Source organism: Rhodococcus artemisiae (assembly GCF_036327795.1).
In the GTDB taxonomy this organism is placed as follows: domain Bacteria; phylum Actinomycetota; class Actinomycetes; order Mycobacteriales; family Mycobacteriaceae; genus Rhodococcus; species Rhodococcus artemisiae.
In genome coordinates, this window is sequence record NZ_JAUTXY010000017.1 from 113203 (window position 1) to 130422 (window position 17220).

Consider the following 17220-nt stretch of genomic DNA (forward strand, 5'->3'; position numbering starts at 1 on the left):
ACGGACACGTCCTTCCTGTATTGGACCCCATGTTCTCGACCCGGCGTGTTCGACCGCGTGTGTTCGACAACAGAGGTTCCGACTACCGAGATTTCTGTCTACTCAGATCGTCTACCTGGCTTTTCGTCTGCCAGGTTAGTCGCACGCCGGCGCGGCCGGCATACACGCGACGGTCAGTCGACGGTGTTCTTCAGATTTTCGAGAACCTGCTGCTGAATCTTGCGCAGGCCGATCGGCGCGAACGTCTTCTCGAAGAACCCACCGATACCGCCCGCGCCCTTCCACTGGGTAAGGGTCACGACCGTCGACCCTGTGCCGTTGGGAACCACACTCCATGTGGTCACGAGCGACGAGTTCGCATCGGTTTCCGTGATCGTGCTGCCGGAGACCGTCACCTTCGCCTGCACGTCGCGCACCCGCTTCTCGGTGGCCTGGAGCAGCCAGTGCACGATCGTGCCGTCTCCCTGTCCACCGGAGATCACGCGGTAGTCCCGGTAGTGGTCGGAGAGGATGCGCGGACGCACGGTCTCGTAGTCGGCAAGTGCCGCGAGCACCTTCTCGGGTGCCGCTGTCAACTGGATCGAGCTGCTTGCACTGACCTGTGCCACGGTGGACTCCTCTGTAACTGTTGATTCGTTTCTCCGGTTCGAGCCGGTGCGGCTCGCCACGCCCCCTACATCCTGCCTGCCGGTATCGGGACGTGGGTGTCCGGCAGGGCTATTGTGGATTGGACCACTGGTGCGCTGCTGCAGGGGAGTCGAATGCTGAGAACGTCACGAAGTGTCGGGCCGTACGGAGACTCGATCCACCGCGAAGGTGTGCAACGGCTGCTGCACTCGTATCGCACCATCCCCGCCGATGCGCCGGTGCGACTCGCCAAGAAGACCTCGAACCTGTTCCGGGCCCGCGCCAAGATCGATTCTCCGGGCCTGGATGTGTCGGGGCTCGGTGGCGTCATCTCCGTCGACGCGCAGGCACGCACGGCCGACGTTGCCGGAATGTGCACGTACGAAGACCTCGTCGACGCGACACTCCCGTACGGACTCGCGCCGCTGGTCGTGCCGCAGCTCAAGACGATCACCCTCGGCGGAGCAGTCACCGGACTCGGCATCGAATCCACCTCGTTCCGCAACGGATTACCGCACGAGGCGGTCCACGAGATGGACATCCTCACCGGCAACGGCGAGATCATCACCGCCACACCGGACGGCGAACACGCCGACCTGTTCCGCGGCTTCCCCAACTCGTACGGGTCGCTGGGATATGCGACTCGGCTGCGGATCGAACTCGAACCGGTGAAACCGTTCGTCGCATTGCGCCACCTGCGTTTCACCTCGCTGACCGACCTCCAGTCGACGCTCGACCGGATCACCACCGAACGCGTGTACGCCGGAATCGCCGTCGATTACGTCGACGGAGTCGTGTTCTCGGCCGACGAAAGCTACCTCACTCTCGGCATCCAGACCGCCGAGTCCGGGCCGGTGTCCGACTACACCGACAGGAACATCTTCTACCAGTCGATCCGGCACCGGTCGGTCAACCATCCCAAGACCGACCGCCTCACCATCCGCGACTACCTGTGGCGTTGGGACACCGACTGGTTCTGGTGCTCCCGCGCCTTCGGAGCCCAGAATCCTCGTATCCGGAGGTTGTGGCCGAAGAAACTGCTGCGCAGCAGCTTCTACTGGAAGCTCATCGCGCTCGACCACAAGTACTCGATCGCGGATCGCATCGAGGCCCGCAAGGGAAACCCGCCGCGAGAACGCGTCGTCCAGGACATCGAGGTCCCCATCGAACGGACGCACGAGTTCATGCAGTGGTTCCTCGACGAGATTCCTATCGAGCCGATCTGGCTGTGCCCCCTGCGACTACGCGATCAGTCCGCGTCGTACGATCCCCGTCGCCCATGGCCGTTGTATCCGCTCGAACCGAAACGCACCTACGTCAACATCGGCTTCTGGTCGTCGGTGCCGGTTGTCCGCGGCGAGGTCGAAGGCGCCGCAAACCGCCGCATCGAGCGTAAGGTGGCGGAACTCGACGGTCACAAGTCGCTGTATTCCGATTCGTTCTACAGCCGTGACGCATTCGAGAAGCTCTACTACGGCGAGGGGGAATACCCCGCGCTCAAGGATAAATACGATCCCGGGTCCCGCTTGACGGACCTGTTCGCGAAGGCGGTGCAACGACATTGACCACATTCAAAGCGGAACCCTCCGGGCGCCAGACCGACAAACTCAATCTCGCTCAGATCGTCGAGATCGCAACGGGCGGTGAGATGCCGCTGCGGTTCCGCGCATACGACGGTTCGACGACCGGTCCTGCGGACGCCCCGTTCGGACTCAACCTGACGGCTCCTGAAGGCGCTACCTACATCGTCACCGCCCCGGGCGACCTCGGCATGGCGCGCGCGTACGTCTCGGGCACGCTCGAGGCCGAGGGGGTGCACCCCGCCGATCCGTACCCCTTGCTCAAGGCGCTCGGCGGCGTGCACTTCGAGCGTCCGCCGGCGCGGACCCTCGCGCAGATCGTGCGGTCGCTGGGCCCCGACCTGATCAGGCCGATCGCCCCTCCGCCGCAGGAGCATCTCCCCCGCTGGCGCCGTGTCGCCGAGGGCTTCCGCCATTCGAAGGCACGCGACGCCGAGGTGATCCATCACCATTACGACGTATCGAACACGTTCTACGAGTACGTTCTCGGTCCGTCCATGACGTACACGTGCGCGGTGTTCGAGTCGGAGAACCAGAGTCTCGAGGACGCCCAGGAGAACAAGTACCGCCTCGTCTTCGAGAAGCTGCGGTTGAAGCCCGGAGATCGCCTGCTCGACATCGGCTGTGGCTGGGGCGGCATGGTGCGCTACGCCGCCCGCCGAGGTGTGAAGGCGATCGGCGCGACCCTGTCGAAGGAACAGGCGGAGTGGGCGCAGAAGGCCATCACCGAGGAAGGTCTCGGCGACCTCGCCGAGGTGCGACACTCCGATTATCGCGACGTGTCGGAAACCGGGTTCGATGCGATCTCGTCGATCGGCCTGACCGAGCACATCGGCGCTGCGAACTATCCGTCGTACTTCCGGTTCTTGCACGACAAGCTCCGCGTGGGCGGTCTGCTGCTCAACCACAGCATCACTCGCCCGCACAACCGCGGACGGATGAAGGCCGGCGGCTTCATCGACCGCTACGTATTCCCCGACGGGGAGCTCACCGGATCGGGTCGGCTCATCTCGGAGGCCCAGAACGTCGGCTTCGAGGTGATGCACGAGGAGAACCTGCGCCAGCACTACGCCCTGACGTTGAAGGCATGGTGCGAGAACCTCGAGGAGCATTGGGATTCAGCACTTTCCGAGGTCGACGAGGCCACCGCTCGCCTGTGGGGTCTGTACATGGCGGGATCGCGGGTGGGCTTCGAGACCAACGGCGTCCAGCTTCACCAGATTCTCGGTGTGAAGCTGGGTGAGGACCAGGCCCCTCAGGTCCCCCTGCGCCCCTGGTGGGTCGCGTAGGCGGCTCCGCCACCCGTGATGCGGTCTCGGTAGTGGGGGCTACCGAGACCGCGCACGTTGGCCTCCATGCGGCGATGATGCAGCGCCCACGCACGACAGGAGCCCTCGAACGCGTTCGAGGGCTTCTGTCTGTGGATAAGTCGTGCGCTAGCGCAGGCTCGCAGGCGGAGTGAAACGTTCGCCGTACTTGGCGGCGAGTTCCTCGGCCCGCTTCACGAAGCCTTCCTTGCCACCCGGGTATCCGACGATGTACTGCGCAACACCACCGGTCCAGGCCGGGAAGCCGATACCGAGGATCGAGCCGATGTTGGCGTCGGCGGTCGTGGTGAGCACGCCCTCGTCGAAGCACTTCTGGGTCTCGATGGCCTCGGCGAACAGCATGCGGTCGATCAGATCCTGCAGCGGCACATCGAGCGTCGCCACTGTCTTGTAGTGGTCGCGCACGCCCTGCCAGATGCCCAGACGCTTGCCGTTCTCGTCGTACTCGTAGAAACCGGCCTTCTCGAGACGACCCGGACGACCGGCCTCGACCATGAAGTCGACGACGTCGATCGCGGGGTGGCGAGTGGTGCCGAGCTTGGTGTCGCCCTGCGCCGCAGCCTCCGCGGTCTCCTTCGCAATCTTCTGCATGAGCTTCATGTTCAGCTCATCGGTCAGCTGCAGCGGCGGCGCCGGATATCCCGCCTGCGAGCCGGCCTGCTCGATCGTCGCGGGCTCGATGCCTTCGCCGAGCATCGCAATGGCCTCGTTCACGAACGTGCCGATCACGCGTGAGGTGAAGAAGCCGCGGCTGTCGTTGACCACGATCGGGGTCTTGCGGATCGCGAGCGTGTAATCGAACACGCGGGCCAGCGCCTCGTCGGAGGTCTTCTCACCCTTGATGATCTCGACCAGCGGCATCTTGTCGACCGGCGAGAAGAAGTGGATACCGATGAAGTCCTCGGGACGCTTCACGCCCGTCGCGAGACCCGTGATCGGCAGCGTCGACGTGTTGGAACCGAGCAGCGCGTCGGGCTCGACGATGTCTTCGATCTCCTGGAACACCTTGTGCTTGAGGTCGGTGTTCTCGAAGACGGCCTCGATGACGAAGTCGACACCCGACAGATCTGCGGCGTCGGCGGTCGGGTGGATGCGAGCGAGAAGCGCCTTCGACTTCTCCTCGGTGGTCTTGCCACGCGAGAGCGCCTTCTCCTCGATCTTCACCGAGTAGTTCTTGCCGCGCTCTGCGGCTTCGGCGGTGACATCCTTGAGCACGACCTCGAAACCGGCCTTCGCCGACACATAAGCGATGCCGGCGCCCATCATGCCCGCACCGAGCACGCCGACCTTCTTGATCTCGCGCTTCGGCACATCCTTCGGACGCGACGCACCCGAACTGATGGACTGCATATCGAAGAAGAACGCCTGAATCATGTTCTTCGCGACCTGGCCGGTGGCGAGTTCGGTGAAGTACCGGGACTCGATGGTCGACGCGTTGTCGAAATCGACCTGCGCGCCTTCGACGGCCGCGGACATGATCGCGCGCGGAGCCGGCATCGGGGCACCCTTGAGCTGCTTGCGCAGGTTCGCTGGGAAGGCCGGGAGGTTCGCCGCGAACGCAGGCGACGACGGGGTACCACCGGGGATCTTGTAGCCCTTGGTATCCCACGGCTGCACGCCGCCCTCGGGGTTGGCCTTGATCCACTCCTTGGCGGCAGGGACGAGTTCCTCGATGCTGCCGACGACCTCGTGGACGAGACCGAGCTCCTTGGCCTTGACCGCGTTGTACTTGTTGCCCTGCAGCAGAAGCGAGAGCAGAGCTGTCTGCAGGCCGAGCAGTCGGACGGTCCGGGTGACACCGCCTCCGCCGGGCAGCAGACCGAGGCTCGCCTCGGGCAGACCGATCTGGATGCCCTTGACATCAGCGGCGATACGGTGATGAGTGGCGAGTGCGATCTCGAGGCCGCCGCCGAGGGCGGCACCGTTGATAGCGGCCACGACCGGCTTACCGAGGGTTTCGAGGCGACGCAGGTCGGACTTGATGTCCTGTACCTCGTTGAACGCGGCCTGCGCGTCGTCGGGTCCGATCTCGATGATGTTGCGCAGGTCGCCGCCGGCGAAGAAGGTCTTCTTCGCGGAGGTGATGACGACGCCGTTGAGTGAGTCCTTCTCGGCGACGAGACGGTCGACGGTCGCCTTCATCGATGCCTTGTAGAGCGCGTTCATCGTGTTCGCGCCCTGGTTGGGGTCGTCGAGCGTGAGGACGACGATGCCGTCGGCGTCCTGATCCCAGGAAATCATGTTGTCGGTCACTGTATTTCGGATCCTTCCGGTATCAGACGCGCTCGATGATGGTGGCCACGCCCATGCCGCCACCGACGCACAGGGTGAGCAGGGCACGACGCAGACCGCGACGCTCGAGCTCGTCGACCATCGTGCCGAGGATCATGGCACCGGTCGCGCCGAGCGGGTGCCCCATGGCGATGGCGCCACCGTTGACGTTGAGCTTCTCGTCCGGGATGTTCAGGTCCTTCTGGAACTTCAGGACGACCGAGGCGAAGGCCTCGTTGATCTCGAACAGGTCGATGTCGTCGACCGTCAGGCCCGCGGTGGCGAGAACCTTCTTCGTCGCCGGCGTCGGGCCGGTGAGCATGATGGTCGAGTCGGCACCCGAGGTGGCGGTCGCGACGACGCGTGCGCGCGGGGTCAGGCCGAGGTCGTTACCGACCTTCTCGGTGCCGACGAGCACCAGCGCGGCGCCGTCGACGATGCCCGAGCTGTTACCGCCGTGGTGGACGTGGTTGATCTTCTCGACGAAGTGGAACTTCTGCAGGGCGACAGCGTCGAATCCGCCGACCTCACCGACCGTGGCGAACGACGGCTTCAGGCCGGCCAGGCCCGCGAGAGTCGTGTCGGGACGCATGTGCTCGTCCTGGTCGAGGATCGTCAGGCCGTTCTGATCCTTGACGGGGACGACCGACTTGGCGAAGTATCCGCCCGACCACGCGGCGGCGGCAAGCTGCTGCGAACGAAGAGCATAGGCGTCGACGTCCTCGCGGGAGAAGCCCTCGATCGTCGCGATGAGATCGGCGCCGACACCCTGGGGCACGAAGTAGGTGTCGTAGTTGGTGGCCGGGTCCAGGCCCCACGGGCCGCCGTCGGAGCCCATCGGTACGCGCGACATGGACTCGACGCCACCGGCGATGACGAGCTCGTCCCAGCCGGAACGCACCTTCTGTGCTGCGGTGTTCACGGCCTCGAGGCCGGACGCGCAGAAGCGATTGATCTGGATTCCGCCGACGGTGTCGGGCAGTCCGGCCGCGGTGGCGGCGGCGCGGGCCATGTCCGCGCCCTGGTCGCCCACCGGACCGACGATGCCGAGGATCAGGTCGGAGATGCGATCCTCGTCGAGATCGGGGAAGCGGACACGCAGCTCGTCGATCAGGCCGGTAACCAGGGAAATCGGCTTGACGGAGTGCAGCGAGCCGTTCTTCTTGCCGCGGCCGCGGGGAGTTCGGATGGCTTCATAGATGAATGCCTCGGTGGTCACAGTGCGCAGGTTCCTTCCCGTGCTGACGGTGTGGTGACGCGACATCACATGGGGACGTCCGCGCCCAACCTTCCGACTCCACCGTAAGAGCGCATCCCGGCCGCGATAAGGACCGAACCGATCGGGCTCCGTGACCGAACCGAGCCGCGTGGCGGCGCTCCACTACACATTCTTCTGCGCTTCGCACCGCGTTGACCTGCCGAAATAGGAGAACTTGCGAGAATTTCGAGTTCGACGGGAACTTTTCGCCCCGCCCGCGCCTCATATCACCGACACACACGAACGCCCCGTCACCGGCATCCGAACGTACCGATGGAAAGCGAGCACACCATGACCAGCGGATTCTTCTCCAACACCTCGGCCAACTCCGCCACCGAGTCCACCGACAGCACCCGCTCCGACGCCAGCTTCGGTGCCGCATCGTCCGCGGAGACCGCAGAGTCGACCGACAGCACCCGCTCGGACGCATCGTTCGGCTCGACCGCATCCTCCGCAGACTCCGCGTCCGCCGCGAGCGACCGTGCCGACTCGTCCTACGGCTCCAACTCCTCGTACGACAGCGACTCCTCGTTCGGATCGTCCTCGGCCAGCGACCAGGGCTCCGTGAGCTACGAGTCGTACGAGCGCTACGAGCGCTACGACTCGTCGGGGTCGAGCAGCTCCGACTCGTCGTACGGATCGGCGAGCGACAGCGGCTCGTCTGCCTCGGTCGGTGCATCCTCCTCGGCTTCCGACTCGAGCAACAGCGCCTCGTCGTCCGACTCCGCCACCGCCGGCATCTCCTCCTCTGCCACTGATTCCGCCGACCGCTCTGCATCGTTCGACACCGGTGCCGCCGGTTCGAACTCGTCGGCCTCGAACTCGAGCGAACGCGCTGCGTCGTCCGGCTCGAGTGAGACAGGTGCTGTGACGTCGGGCAACTCCGGTTCTGCATCTTCCGGCGCATCCGGCTCCCAGCCGGTGGTCCTCGACGAGTACTCGGGCTCGGACGGCTCGCAGTACGTCGACTACGACACCAACGGCGACGGCGTGGTGGATCTGACCACCGTCGACCTCGACGGTGACGGCCGCATCGACGCCAACATCACCGACAGCGACGGCGACGGAGTGCTCGACCAGATCTCGATGGACACGGACGGCGACGGACTGGTCGACATCTCCGCAGTCGACTCCGATGGCGACGGGAGCCTCGATATCGCCGCGATCGATGCCGACGGAGACGGCGAGGTCGACGCCGTGGTCGATCTGCACACCGGTGCGGTGGACTACGACGGTGACGGTGTCGCCGACGACTACGTCGATGTCAGCGAGTTCGACTCCGGCAGCAGCTCGGAGTACAACACCGACCTCGCCTGATCGCCCATGACGACCGATGATGCAGGTACGCCTCCGATCGCCGATCGGATCGACGACCTGATCACCGCGGCCGACGTAGCAGCAGAGGGCGACGAGTGCGCCGGCATCATCGACCGACTCGCCCGGTTGGGGGTCGAACGCGTGACCGCTCCGGCGGGCACGCCGTTCGACCCCACCCTCCACCGCGCGATCGCAACGCTGCCCACAACATGCGAGACCGACGTGAACACGATCGAGGCGACCGTCCGAGCAGGCTGGCGACACCGCGGCCATATGATCCGCTACGTCGAAGTGAAGGTGCGTGTGCACCGATGACCATGAGGGAGAGTTACCGATGAGCTGGGTCCTAGCGGTCGACTTCGGCACGTCCAACACAGCCGCAGCGCACCGAATCGGACCCGACCGGGTCGAGACACTTCCGCTGACGCACACGGGCAACGCCCTGTCGTCGTCGGTATTCGTCGGTCAGAATGCGATGTCGACCGGGGATGTGGCGCTCAACCAGGCGTCGCTCGACCCCGCCGGATTCGTGGTCGCACCGAAGTCACTCGTGGTCGCCGGCTCGATCGTCGTCCGAGACCGGGAGGTTCCCGTCTCGTCGATCATCGCGGCCGTGCTGCGCACCGTGTACGGACAGGCACTCCAGCGCCACAACAACGAACCGCCGGCGGAGGTTGTGCTCACACACCCCGAGGCATGGTCGTCACGAGAACTGTCGGTGTTGCGAGAGGCCGCGTCGATCGCAGGGCTCGGCGGGAGCGTCTCGCTGATCTCCGAGCCTCGCGCGGCGGCGTTCTACTACTCACGTCAGCACGACGCGAAAATCGTGAAGGGCTCGACGATCGCCGTGTTCGACTTCGGTGGCGGAACGCTCGACGTGGCCGTACTCACCGCAACGAACGAGTGGACCTTCGAGGTTCTGCGTGCCGGTGGCGACAATGCACTCGGCGGCAAGAGCCTCGACGGTGCGATCGCACGGTGGGTCGAACAGCATCTGGCCGAGGAGAACCCGCAGCTCGCAGCGTGGCTGCGCACACCGGACGGTCTCGAGACCCGCCGGACCCTCGACGACCAGATCCGTAAGGCGAAGGAACTCCTCTCAGAGGCTCCGTCGGCAACGATCCGGGTCCGGGGCAACGGGTCGGACATGACCCTGACCCTCACCCGGGACGAATTCGAGCAGCTGATCGAACCGCAGATCACCCGTGCCGTCCACCTCGCCCGCGGAGTGCTGCGCGACGCCGGCATCGGTGGCGGCGGCCTGCAAGCGTTGTACCTGACCGGCGGCTCGTCCCGAATCCCTTACGTGCACCGTAGGCTGGCCGAGCTCGGACCGATCGCCACACTCGACGACCCGAAAACCGTCGTAGCGAAGGGTGCCGCGGGGTTCGTCGCCGGTGGTCGTGTCACCGACCCGCCCGCGTTGGTGGACACCGAAGTCCTCGAGCGCCGGCCGACCCCCAACACCGCGTCGACTCGCCCGCCGGCGGCGCCGCTCGCCAGACCGAATACCGACTCGTCGACACCGACGCGCAACAACCGGAAGATTATTGCGCTCGCAGGAGGAGCTTTGGCAGCCGCAGTCATCGCGGCGGCAGGCTTCTACTACGGCACGCAGGACGACGCGCAGGCCGCCGAAGCCGCCGCCACGACCACCGAAGCCGCGGCTGCTCCGGACAACGGCGGGAAGCCGCCCGCCACGTCGGACTCCAGTTACGTCAGCGAAAGCTACGACGACGTCACCGCATTGCTTCCGCGAAAGCTCGTCGACTCGAGCAGCGAATGCAATCAGTCCGGGTTCAGCACCCAGGGTGCGCTGCAGGTCCGCTGCCTGATCAATCCGAATTCCTCACTCGGACGGTCGATGGGCATGGAGCAGAACGATTACGCAGCGGTCACTGCCTGGCGCGACGACCAATACGCGCGGTCGACGTTCATCCGGACCCGCGACACCGACAATGGAAACACGGTGGTCGAATCGACGGACGGCACCCGAATCGTCGACCAGGGCAACGACGGAACCTACTTCACCGCCATCGACCGATCGACAGGACTGCTGATGCAGTTCTCGTCCGAATCCTCCGAACAGGGCATGACACTACTGACCGAGATCGATTTCATACAAAGCTGATTCGAATCACTCACATAACCTGCACCGCACTCGCGTGCAGGGTTAGGAGCACACGGACCGATGCGTACTCCACGCACCCTTCTCGCCGTCACCGCAGTCGCGTTGACACTGGCCGGATGTAGCGCCAGCGCCGACGGTACGGCCGTCGCCGAAGGCGAGTCCACCGGAACATCCACCGAGGCAGCCGAACTCGACGTCGCAGCACTGGACACCGGCGAATACAATGTCGAACCTCGCGACTTCGTGGCCGAAGGTCAGCTCGCGGGCGACTTCGGCCCTGCCGTCGAGGGCCAGCGCATGGCCGAGTTCGTGATCCATCCCTATACCATCGATCCGATCCTCGTGTCCGGCGGTGGTATGGCCACGGGAGTGGGCGTCGGCGGAATCGGCAAGGTCCTGTCGGGCGGGGGCGCCGACGACGTCGCGAAATCGTTCGGTGTCATCACCGGTTTCGGCAGTTTCGCCAGCACCGACGACAACTCGCGTCAGCTGGGTGTCGCGGTGTGGCGGTTCCCCGACGAAGAGAGCGCAACGCAGGCTGCGGCTGCCCTGCATCAGAATGCGCTCGCCCCGGAGGATGACGGATTCTCCGCGGGCCCCTCGACGCCGGCATCCCTCCCGCAATCGCCCGACACACTCGCGACGACCTACTACTGGGACGGCATCGACACCGCAAGCATGTCGACCTTCACGGCGCGCGGCCCGCACGTGGTCTACACATACACGTCCTCGGAGGAGAACGATGTGGCGTGGAATACCGAGACCACGACGCGCGCGGTCGAGCAGCAACTCCCGTTGATCGAGCAGTTCCCGTTCACACCGACCGACGAGATCGAGTCGCTCCCGGTGGATCTCGACAAGGTTCTGGCCCGCGCGGTCGGCTTCACCGAGAACGAGTACGCCAGAAATTCCGACACGGCCGTCTACGGACCGCTCGGTTGGCTGCACTTCGATTCACATCCTGCCGAGACTGCGGAAATCTTCGAGGCCACCGGGACCGATCGCGTCGCCCTGGCCAACTCGACCGTCTACCGCACCAGCGGACCCGACGAGGCGAAGGAGCTGCAGCAGGCCTTCGTCGAGCAGACCCTGGACACGTACCCTGACCTTGCGGAAGAACCCGCGCCTCAGGCTATTCCCGATACGATCTGCTTGTCCGGCGACAACGCCGACGGCAGGATGATGACCTGCATGATGACCTACGGTCCGTATCTTTCGCAGACCACAGGGTTCCGGTCGGTCGGGAACACCGATCCGGATTCGGACACGCTACGCACGATGCCCCAGCGTGTGGCCGCGCAGTACGTCAAGTTCGTCCGCGCCGAGGAAAAGGGGCTCGGGGAGAACTGAGCCGAACCCCACCCGCTCCCTTGTGTGAATCCTTCAGTTCGTAGGAGCTGCAGGCATCCCGCTCTGCGGAGTCCCACCCGGTCCCCCACCTGGCATCCCGCCGGGAGGGGGACCAGGTGGCATTTCACCGGAAGGCATCTCGCCGGGAGGCCTACCACCACCGGGAATCCCACCGCCGGGCATGTTTCCACCCGTGGGCTCCGTCGTCGTGTCGACGCCCACCGCAAGGGTGACGTGGTATCCGCTGGTGATGTCGCCGGTGACGGTGCCGAGCTGACTCACACCACCGTCGTCGCCGAAGACGTTGTCGGTCTCGAGAGTGAGCGCCGCCAGATTGGCAACCGACGCCTCATAACCCGGTGTGGCGTATACCGCTTCGTTCACATCCTGAGGGAGGGCCACCTGAGAGGTGGCGATGGCATTGGTGGAGTCGGTGATGGATGCCTCGTCCGGGTACACCTCGAAGTGGATGTGGGGCCACCGGCCAGGATAGGCCGCGGGGAAGATACTGGTGAACCGCACCTTTCCGTCGGCGTCTGCGATCTGCACGCCGCGCAGGTAGTTCTCTTCGGTGATGCCTTCCGAGTACAACGAGTAGCCGCCTTCGCGGTTACAGTGCCACACGTACACCGCCGTCCCCGCGAAGGGAACTCCTCCCGCCGCCAGATCGTCTATGGACAGCTCGAGCGTCATCGGGATCCCCTCGGCCGTCGCGGATGCGTCACCGAAGCTCGAACGGATGTCGCTGCGCACGATCCCGCTCTGTTCGAGCACGTCCGGGCCGTTGGATCCGTCACCCGGGTAAGGCCCGGCCGTCTCGTCAGGGATCTCGGTGAGGCCGGACGCCGCAGCCGTTGTCGACGTCGCGGATGCGGCAGTGCTGCTGTTCCCGCCCCCGCATGCAGCCAGGCCCAGCGTTGCGGCACCCAATCCGAAGAACGTGAGCATCTTGCGTCGGCTCAGCAAGGTACCGACGTCGAACGCCAAACCCTGGTCGACGATCTCGTCGTGCGGCCTGGGCAGGCTGCGACCTTCGTATGTGCCCTGGCCGGTGTTCGAGGACTGTTTCCTCACCGTGTCTCCTTCCCGTGCACCGACCGAAGGTCGCTGCACCACCACCCCAGTCTGGGGCGGCACGCAGTGACTCGGCTGCGGTATCGCTGGGGAGTTCGCTGTGAATCGCGCGGCTTCTCGCTCAGCGGGAGTGCCCGGCCCGGAACAGGGCGACTCCACACAGAATCGCCGGGCAGGTACATCAGACCCCAAGGAGCCCCGCATGACCTCGATCGGCCACCCCGAATCCCACCGATTCGAGAACAAGGTCGTGTTCATCACAGGGGCAGCGCGCGGACAGGGCCGCGCCGAAGCGGTCCGGTTCGCGCAGGAAGGCGCCGACATCATCGCGGTCGACGCGTGCAGCGAGTTCTCGTCGACCGCGTATGCCGGGGCCACGCGCGACGATCTCGACGAGACCGTGCGCCTGGTGGAGGCGACCGGGCGACGCATCGCCGCCACCGTCGCCGACGTGCGCGATTTCGATGGACTCTCGCAGGCCCTTGCAGCGGGGGTCGACGCATTCGGTCGGCTCGACGTCGTCATCGCCAACGCCGGCATCTGCTCGGGCGGGCTGTCGTGGGAGATCACCCTCGAACAGTGGAAGGAGACGGTCGATGTGAACCTGACCGGTGTGTTCCACACAGCGAAGGCCGCGGTACCCCACCTGCTCGCAACGGGCGACGGCGGATCGATCGTGTTCACCAGCTCGGTCTCGGGAATCAAGGGCACCCCGTTCACCGGTCACTACGCCGCGACGAAGCACGGAATCGTCGGTCTCGCGAAAACCATGGCCAACGAGCTGGGCGAGCACCGTATCCGGGTCAACACCGTTCATCCCGCCGGGGTCGAGACCGGTATGACCGTCTCGGATCTGCACCCGCTGATCGCGGAGTACGGCTCCACACTCGGCCCTATCTACATGAATTCGCTTCCATATCAGATTCTTCAGGCCGACGACGTCGCCTCGGTGGTTGCGTGGGTCTGCTCCGACGAGGCCAAGTACATCACCGGTGCACAGGTGCCGATCGATCTAGGCAACCTCATCCGCTGAATCGGCCGAGCGGACACTCACGCAGGTAGCGGAATGTTCTGCAGTCGCAGCTGACCGCGAGCGAGAACCTTGTCGGTCTCGGTATCGCTGATGATCACCTGCCACAGTTGCTGCGTGCGGCCCTGCTGGATCGGCTCGGCGACCACCTCTGCGCGGCACCCGTTGCTGGACCGGAGGAAGTCGGTGGCGTTGTGCACGCCGACTGCGAATTGACCGCGGTCGACGACTGCGACGCTGGCTCCGATGCTGCCTGCGCTCTCCACGATCGTGGCGTAGACACCGCCGTGCACGACACCCCACGGGGTGAGGTGGTCTTCGCCGAGTTCGACGTATCCGGCCACTCGCGTCGGTGTCGCCTCCTCGACGACGAATCCGCTGGCGGCGACGAATCGGCTCGCGGCCGCGAGCGATGCGTCCGGTACCGCCGCAGTTCCGTTGGTCTCCGACATAGGTACTCCTCACTCCACAGCTGACTTCTCAAATCACAGTTAGCCAGGAGTGCAGCTGCCTGTCAAGGCCACACTCAGCTAGGCTCTTCGCATGCAGTGGCTCGACTACAGCACCGACAACTGCTCGGTTCAGCGAACGATGAACATCATCGGCGAGAAGTGGACGATGATCGTGCTGCGCGAGGTCTTCAACGGCGTGCGGCGATTCGAGCAGATGCGCCGGCACACGGGCATCTCCGAGCCGGTCTTGTCTGCGCGACTACGCACCCTCGTAGACGCGGGTGTGCTCGACACCGTGCCCTACCAGGAGTCGGGACACCGGACCCGTCATGAATACCGGCTCACCGACAAGGGCCGGGATCTGTATCCGATCCTCATCGCCCTACTGCAGTGGGGCGACCGGTACTGCGCCGACCCGGAAGGGCCGGCCCTCACGGTAAGGCACCACGACTGTGGTGAACCCATCGCGGCAGTCGTGCAATGCGAGGCGGGTCATCGAGTCGAGCCGCGCAATGCCCACGTACTCCCGGGCCCCGGCGCGCAGCGAGCGGGCTGACAGACCGCTACTTCTCGTCGATCGGCCGAGCGCCCAGAACGTCCTTCAGCAATTCCATCGCCACTTCCTCAGGGTCGCGACGGGCCGACGGGTCTGCCGGCGTCGCGGCCTCGGCGAACATCTCGTCGACGTCCTCCTGCGAGATTGCCGACGGATCCGGTGGCGGCGCATCGTAATTCGAATCCGGACCGGGGTCGTCGGGCAGATCGGGGCCGTCGGGCGGCGGGATGTCGTCGTACTCGGAACGCGGCTGCGGCGCCGCACCCTGCCCGCTACCGGGCGGAGGCGATACGTCCGGCGCGGGTGCCCGCTTGGCCTGGCTGGGCCGCGAGAACCGCGGCTGCCCGGTGGGGCGCGACTGTTTCGGTGCCGCAGCAGCTTTCGCAGGTGCAGGCGCAGCAGACCCGTGGACACACGTGACCTCGAAATCGGCACCGAACAATTCGCGGAGCGCATCGGCGATCACGGTCGCGTTGCGCGGCTCGGCGAGTCGCTTGACCAGCGGCGCCGAATCGTGAACCAGGACCACCCGGGTGCCATCGACTTCGCGAACCGTGGCACCGGACAGCATGACCTCCACGGTCTTGCTGCGGGCACGCACCTTGGCACGGACCTCGGACCACACCCCACGGATCCCGGCGGCGTCGGGCCCCGACGCCGCGGCAGGTTCCGGCTCCGGCACGGGCTCAGGAACCGGCTCGGGCTCCGGAGCCACCGGCTCGGACTCGGGTGACGGGTCGGGCTCCAGGGCCACCGGCTCGGGCTCGGGAGCCGGTTGCGGCACCGTAGGTGGAGGAGGCGGAGTCTCAGCACGCGACTCGGGAATCCGAACAGGCTCCGGCGCCGGCGGCTCGGGTTCCGGGGACGGCGGGACGGCCACTTCGCTCGGTGCCGGATCGGCCGCTTCGCTCGGTGCCGGATCGGCCGCACGACGCTGGGACGGACGCTGGAAGCGCGCTGCCGGTTCGTCGGGCGCAATCGGAGCGGCGGTAGGTTCCGGCGCTGCCGGAGACAGAGCCGAGGCGGAACTCACTGCCGCCACCGCTGCGCCGGTCGCGGCCGGGCCCGGGACGAATCCCTGCTCGAGCCGCTCCAGCCGCTGCAGTACCGCGGACTCCGCGTCGGATGCCGAGGGGAGCAGCATCCGAGCGCACATCACCTCGAGCAACAGGCGCGGAGCCGTCGCGCCGCGCATCTCGCCGAGCCCGGCATGGATGATCTCCGCGTAGCGCGTGAGCGTGGCCGGGCCGAGCCGAGAGGCCTCGTCACGCATGCGCTCGAGCACATCACCGGGGGCATCGACGAGTCCGCGGTCTGCGGCATCCGGGACGTTGCGCATGAGGATGAGGTCGCGGAGACGTTCCAGGAGGTCGATCGCGAAGCGACGCGGATCGTGTCCGGCGTCCATGACCTTCTCGACGGTGCCGAAGAGCGCGGCACCGTCGCCTGCCGCCAGTGCGTCGACGGCTTCGTCGATCAGCGCGACATCGGTGACACCGAGCAGCGACAGGGCGCGCGGATAGGTGACGCCCTCGGGCCCCGCCCCCGCAAGGAGCTGGTCCATGACGGACAGCGAATCTCGGGGCGAACCGCCGCCGGCACGGATGACCAGCGGATACACCGTGTCCTCGACCGGTACGTTCTCCTGGACGCAGATCTTCTCGAGAAGACCTCGCATCGTGGCAGGGGGGAGCAGCCGGAACGGGTAGTGATGCGTTCGCGACCGGATGGTGGGGAGCACCTTCTCCGGCTCGGTGGTCGCGAACACGAAGATCAAGTGCTCCGGTGGCTCCTCCACGATCTTGAGCAGGGCGTTGAATCCCTGCGTGGTGACCATGTGCGCCTCGTCGATGATGAAGATCCGGTACCGGGACTCCGCCGGTGCATAGAACGCTCGATCGCGTAGCTCGCGGGTGTCGTCGACGCCGCCGTGGCTGGCCGCGTCGAGTTCGGTGACGTCGAGGTTGCCTCCCCCGCCGGGACCGAGCGACACGCACGATCGGCACTCCCCACACGGCGTCGAGGTGGGGCCCTGTTCGCAGTTGAGCGACCGGGCGAGGATGCGCGCCGACGACGTCTTACCGCAGCCACGCGGACCCGAGAACAGATATGCGTGGTTGATACGCCCCGTGTCGAGTGCCGTGCTGAGGGGCGCGGTGACATGCTCCTGCCCCACCACCTCGGCGAAGGTCGCGGGTCGATACTTCCGGTACAGGGCCACGCGCCGAGAGTACCGGCGCGCGCCG

Annotated in this window: 14 protein-coding genes; 8 read left to right on the forward strand and 6 right to left on the reverse strand. The window is 65.9% G+C overall.

Features of this window, described 5'->3' with window-relative positions; genetic code table 11:
• Positions 1 to 173: 173 nt before the first annotated feature.
• Entirely contained in the window at positions 174 to 608 is a 435-nt protein-coding gene (locus Q7514_RS27820; RefSeq protein ID WP_330136492.1) for an SRPBCC family protein, read from the reverse strand.
• Between the two features lie 153 nt (positions 609 to 761).
• Between Q7514_RS27820 and Q7514_RS27825 the strand changes: the two genes are divergently transcribed.
• A complete protein-coding gene (locus tag Q7514_RS27825) occupies positions 762 to 2192 on the forward strand; it encodes an FAD-binding oxidoreductase (protein WP_330136493.1) in 1431 nt (476 codons plus the stop codon).
• Complete coding sequence (locus Q7514_RS27830; RefSeq protein WP_330136494.1) at positions 2189 to 3496, forward strand: class I SAM-dependent methyltransferase; 1308 nt, start codon at positions 2189 to 2191, stop codon at positions 3494 to 3496. The genes Q7514_RS27825 and Q7514_RS27830 overlap by 4 nt, the downstream gene beginning before the upstream one ends.
• Before the next feature lie 147 nt (positions 3497 to 3643).
• On the opposite strand, the gene Q7514_RS27835 is transcribed toward Q7514_RS27830, so the two are convergent.
• Both Q7514_RS27835 and Q7514_RS27840 read right to left on the reverse strand, forming a co-directional pair.
• On the reverse strand, positions 3644 to 5776 hold the full coding sequence (locus tag Q7514_RS27835; RefSeq protein WP_330136560.1) for a 3-hydroxyacyl-CoA dehydrogenase NAD-binding domain-containing protein: 2133 nt from the start codon (positions 5774 to 5776) through the stop codon (positions 3644 to 3646).
• A 34-nt stretch (positions 5777 to 5810) separates the two neighbouring features.
• Positions 5811 to 7025: an acetyl-CoA C-acetyltransferase gene (locus Q7514_RS27840; RefSeq protein WP_132474971.1), complete on the reverse strand. Its 1215-nt coding sequence runs from the start codon at positions 7023 to 7025 to the stop codon at positions 5811 to 5813.
• Between the two features lie 330 nt (positions 7026 to 7355).
• Here Q7514_RS27840 and Q7514_RS27845 point away from each other — a divergent pair, with 330 nt between their 5' ends.
• The 4 genes from Q7514_RS27845 to Q7514_RS27860 are packed head-to-tail and all read left to right on the forward strand — an operon-like array spanning position 7356 to position 11862.
• A complete protein-coding gene (locus Q7514_RS27845) occupies positions 7356 to 8381 on the forward strand; it encodes a hypothetical protein (protein WP_330136495.1) in 1026 nt (341 codons plus the stop codon).
• A gap of 6 nt (positions 8382 to 8387) precedes the next feature.
• The gene (locus tag Q7514_RS27850) at positions 8388 to 8696 is read left to right on the forward strand and encodes a nucleotide exchange factor GrpE (RefSeq protein ID WP_330136496.1); all 309 of its coding nucleotides are present in this window, start codon (positions 8388 to 8390) and stop codon (positions 8694 to 8696) included.
• Positions 8697 to 8715: 19 nt separating this feature from the next.
• Complete coding sequence (locus Q7514_RS27855; protein ID WP_330136497.1) at positions 8716 to 10512, forward strand: Hsp70 family protein; 1797 nt, start codon at positions 8716 to 8718, stop codon at positions 10510 to 10512.
• A gap of 60 nt (positions 10513 to 10572) precedes the next feature.
• Positions 10573 to 11862, forward strand: a complete 1290-nt coding sequence (locus Q7514_RS27860; RefSeq protein ID WP_330136498.1) for a DUF7373 family lipoprotein — start codon at positions 10573 to 10575, stop codon at positions 11860 to 11862.
• Between the two features lie 33 nt (positions 11863 to 11895).
• Here the strand turns inward: Q7514_RS27860 and Q7514_RS27865 are convergent, their stop codons facing one another.
• A complete protein-coding gene (locus Q7514_RS27865) occupies positions 11896 to 12936 on the reverse strand; it encodes an intradiol ring-cleavage dioxygenase (RefSeq protein ID WP_330136499.1) in 1041 nt (346 codons plus the stop codon).
• Between the two features lie 202 nt (positions 12937 to 13138).
• Between Q7514_RS27865 and Q7514_RS27870 the strand changes: the two genes are divergently transcribed.
• The gene (locus Q7514_RS27870) at positions 13139 to 13969 is read left to right on the forward strand and encodes a mycofactocin-coupled SDR family oxidoreductase (protein ID WP_330136500.1); all 831 of its coding nucleotides are present in this window, start codon (positions 13139 to 13141) and stop codon (positions 13967 to 13969) included.
• Between the two features lie 17 nt (positions 13970 to 13986).
• Here the strand turns inward: Q7514_RS27870 and Q7514_RS27875 are convergent, their stop codons facing one another.
• Entirely contained in the window at positions 13987 to 14418 is a 432-nt protein-coding gene (locus Q7514_RS27875) for a PaaI family thioesterase (RefSeq protein ID WP_330136501.1), read from the reverse strand.
• A 91-nt stretch (positions 14419 to 14509) separates the two neighbouring features.
• On the opposite strand from Q7514_RS27875, the gene Q7514_RS27880 reads away from it, so the two are divergent.
• Positions 14510 to 14974: a winged helix-turn-helix transcriptional regulator gene (locus tag Q7514_RS27880; protein WP_330136502.1), complete on the forward strand. Its 465-nt coding sequence runs from the start codon at positions 14510 to 14512 to the stop codon at positions 14972 to 14974.
• Positions 14975 to 14981: 7 nt separating this feature from the next.
• On the opposite strand, the gene Q7514_RS27885 is transcribed toward Q7514_RS27880, so the two are convergent.
• Positions 14982 to 17195 carry a DNA polymerase III subunit gamma and tau gene (locus Q7514_RS27885; protein ID WP_330136503.1) on the reverse strand — a complete coding sequence of 738 codons (2214 nt, stop codon included), beginning with the start codon at positions 17193 to 17195 and terminating at the stop codon, positions 14982 to 14984.
• Positions 17196 to 17220 lie beyond the last annotated feature (25 nt).

Bases quoted from the DNA above. Each gene is read 5' to 3' on its own strand.
- Q7514_RS27880 (WP_330136502.1), top strand. From the start codon at position 14,510: ATGCAGTGGCTCGACTACAGCACCGACAACTGCTCGGTTCAGCGAACG.
- Q7514_RS27875 (WP_330136501.1), bottom strand. From the start codon at position 14,418: ATGTCGGAGACCAACGGAACTGCGGCGGTACCGGACGCATCGCTCGCG.
- Q7514_RS27825 (WP_330136493.1), top strand. From the start codon at position 762: ATGCTGAGAACGTCACGAAGTGTCGGGCCGTACGGAGACTCGATCCAC.
- Q7514_RS27855 (WP_330136497.1), top strand. From the start codon at position 8,716: ATGAGCTGGGTCCTAGCGGTCGACTTCGGCACGTCCAACACAGCCGCA.
- Q7514_RS27870 (WP_330136500.1), top strand. From the start codon at position 13,139: ATGACCTCGATCGGCCACCCCGAATCCCACCGATTCGAGAACAAGGTC.
- Q7514_RS27860 (WP_330136498.1), top strand. From the start codon at position 10,573: ATGCGTACTCCACGCACCCTTCTCGCCGTCACCGCAGTCGCGTTGACA.
- Q7514_RS27835 (WP_330136560.1), bottom strand. From the start codon at position 5,776: ATGATTTCCTGGGATCAGGACGCCGACGGCATCGTCGTCCTCACGCTC.
- Q7514_RS27845 (WP_330136495.1), top strand. From the start codon at position 7,356: ATGACCAGCGGATTCTTCTCCAACACCTCGGCCAACTCCGCCACCGAG.
- Q7514_RS27850 (WP_330136496.1), top strand. From the start codon at position 8,388: ATGACGACCGATGATGCAGGTACGCCTCCGATCGCCGATCGGATCGAC.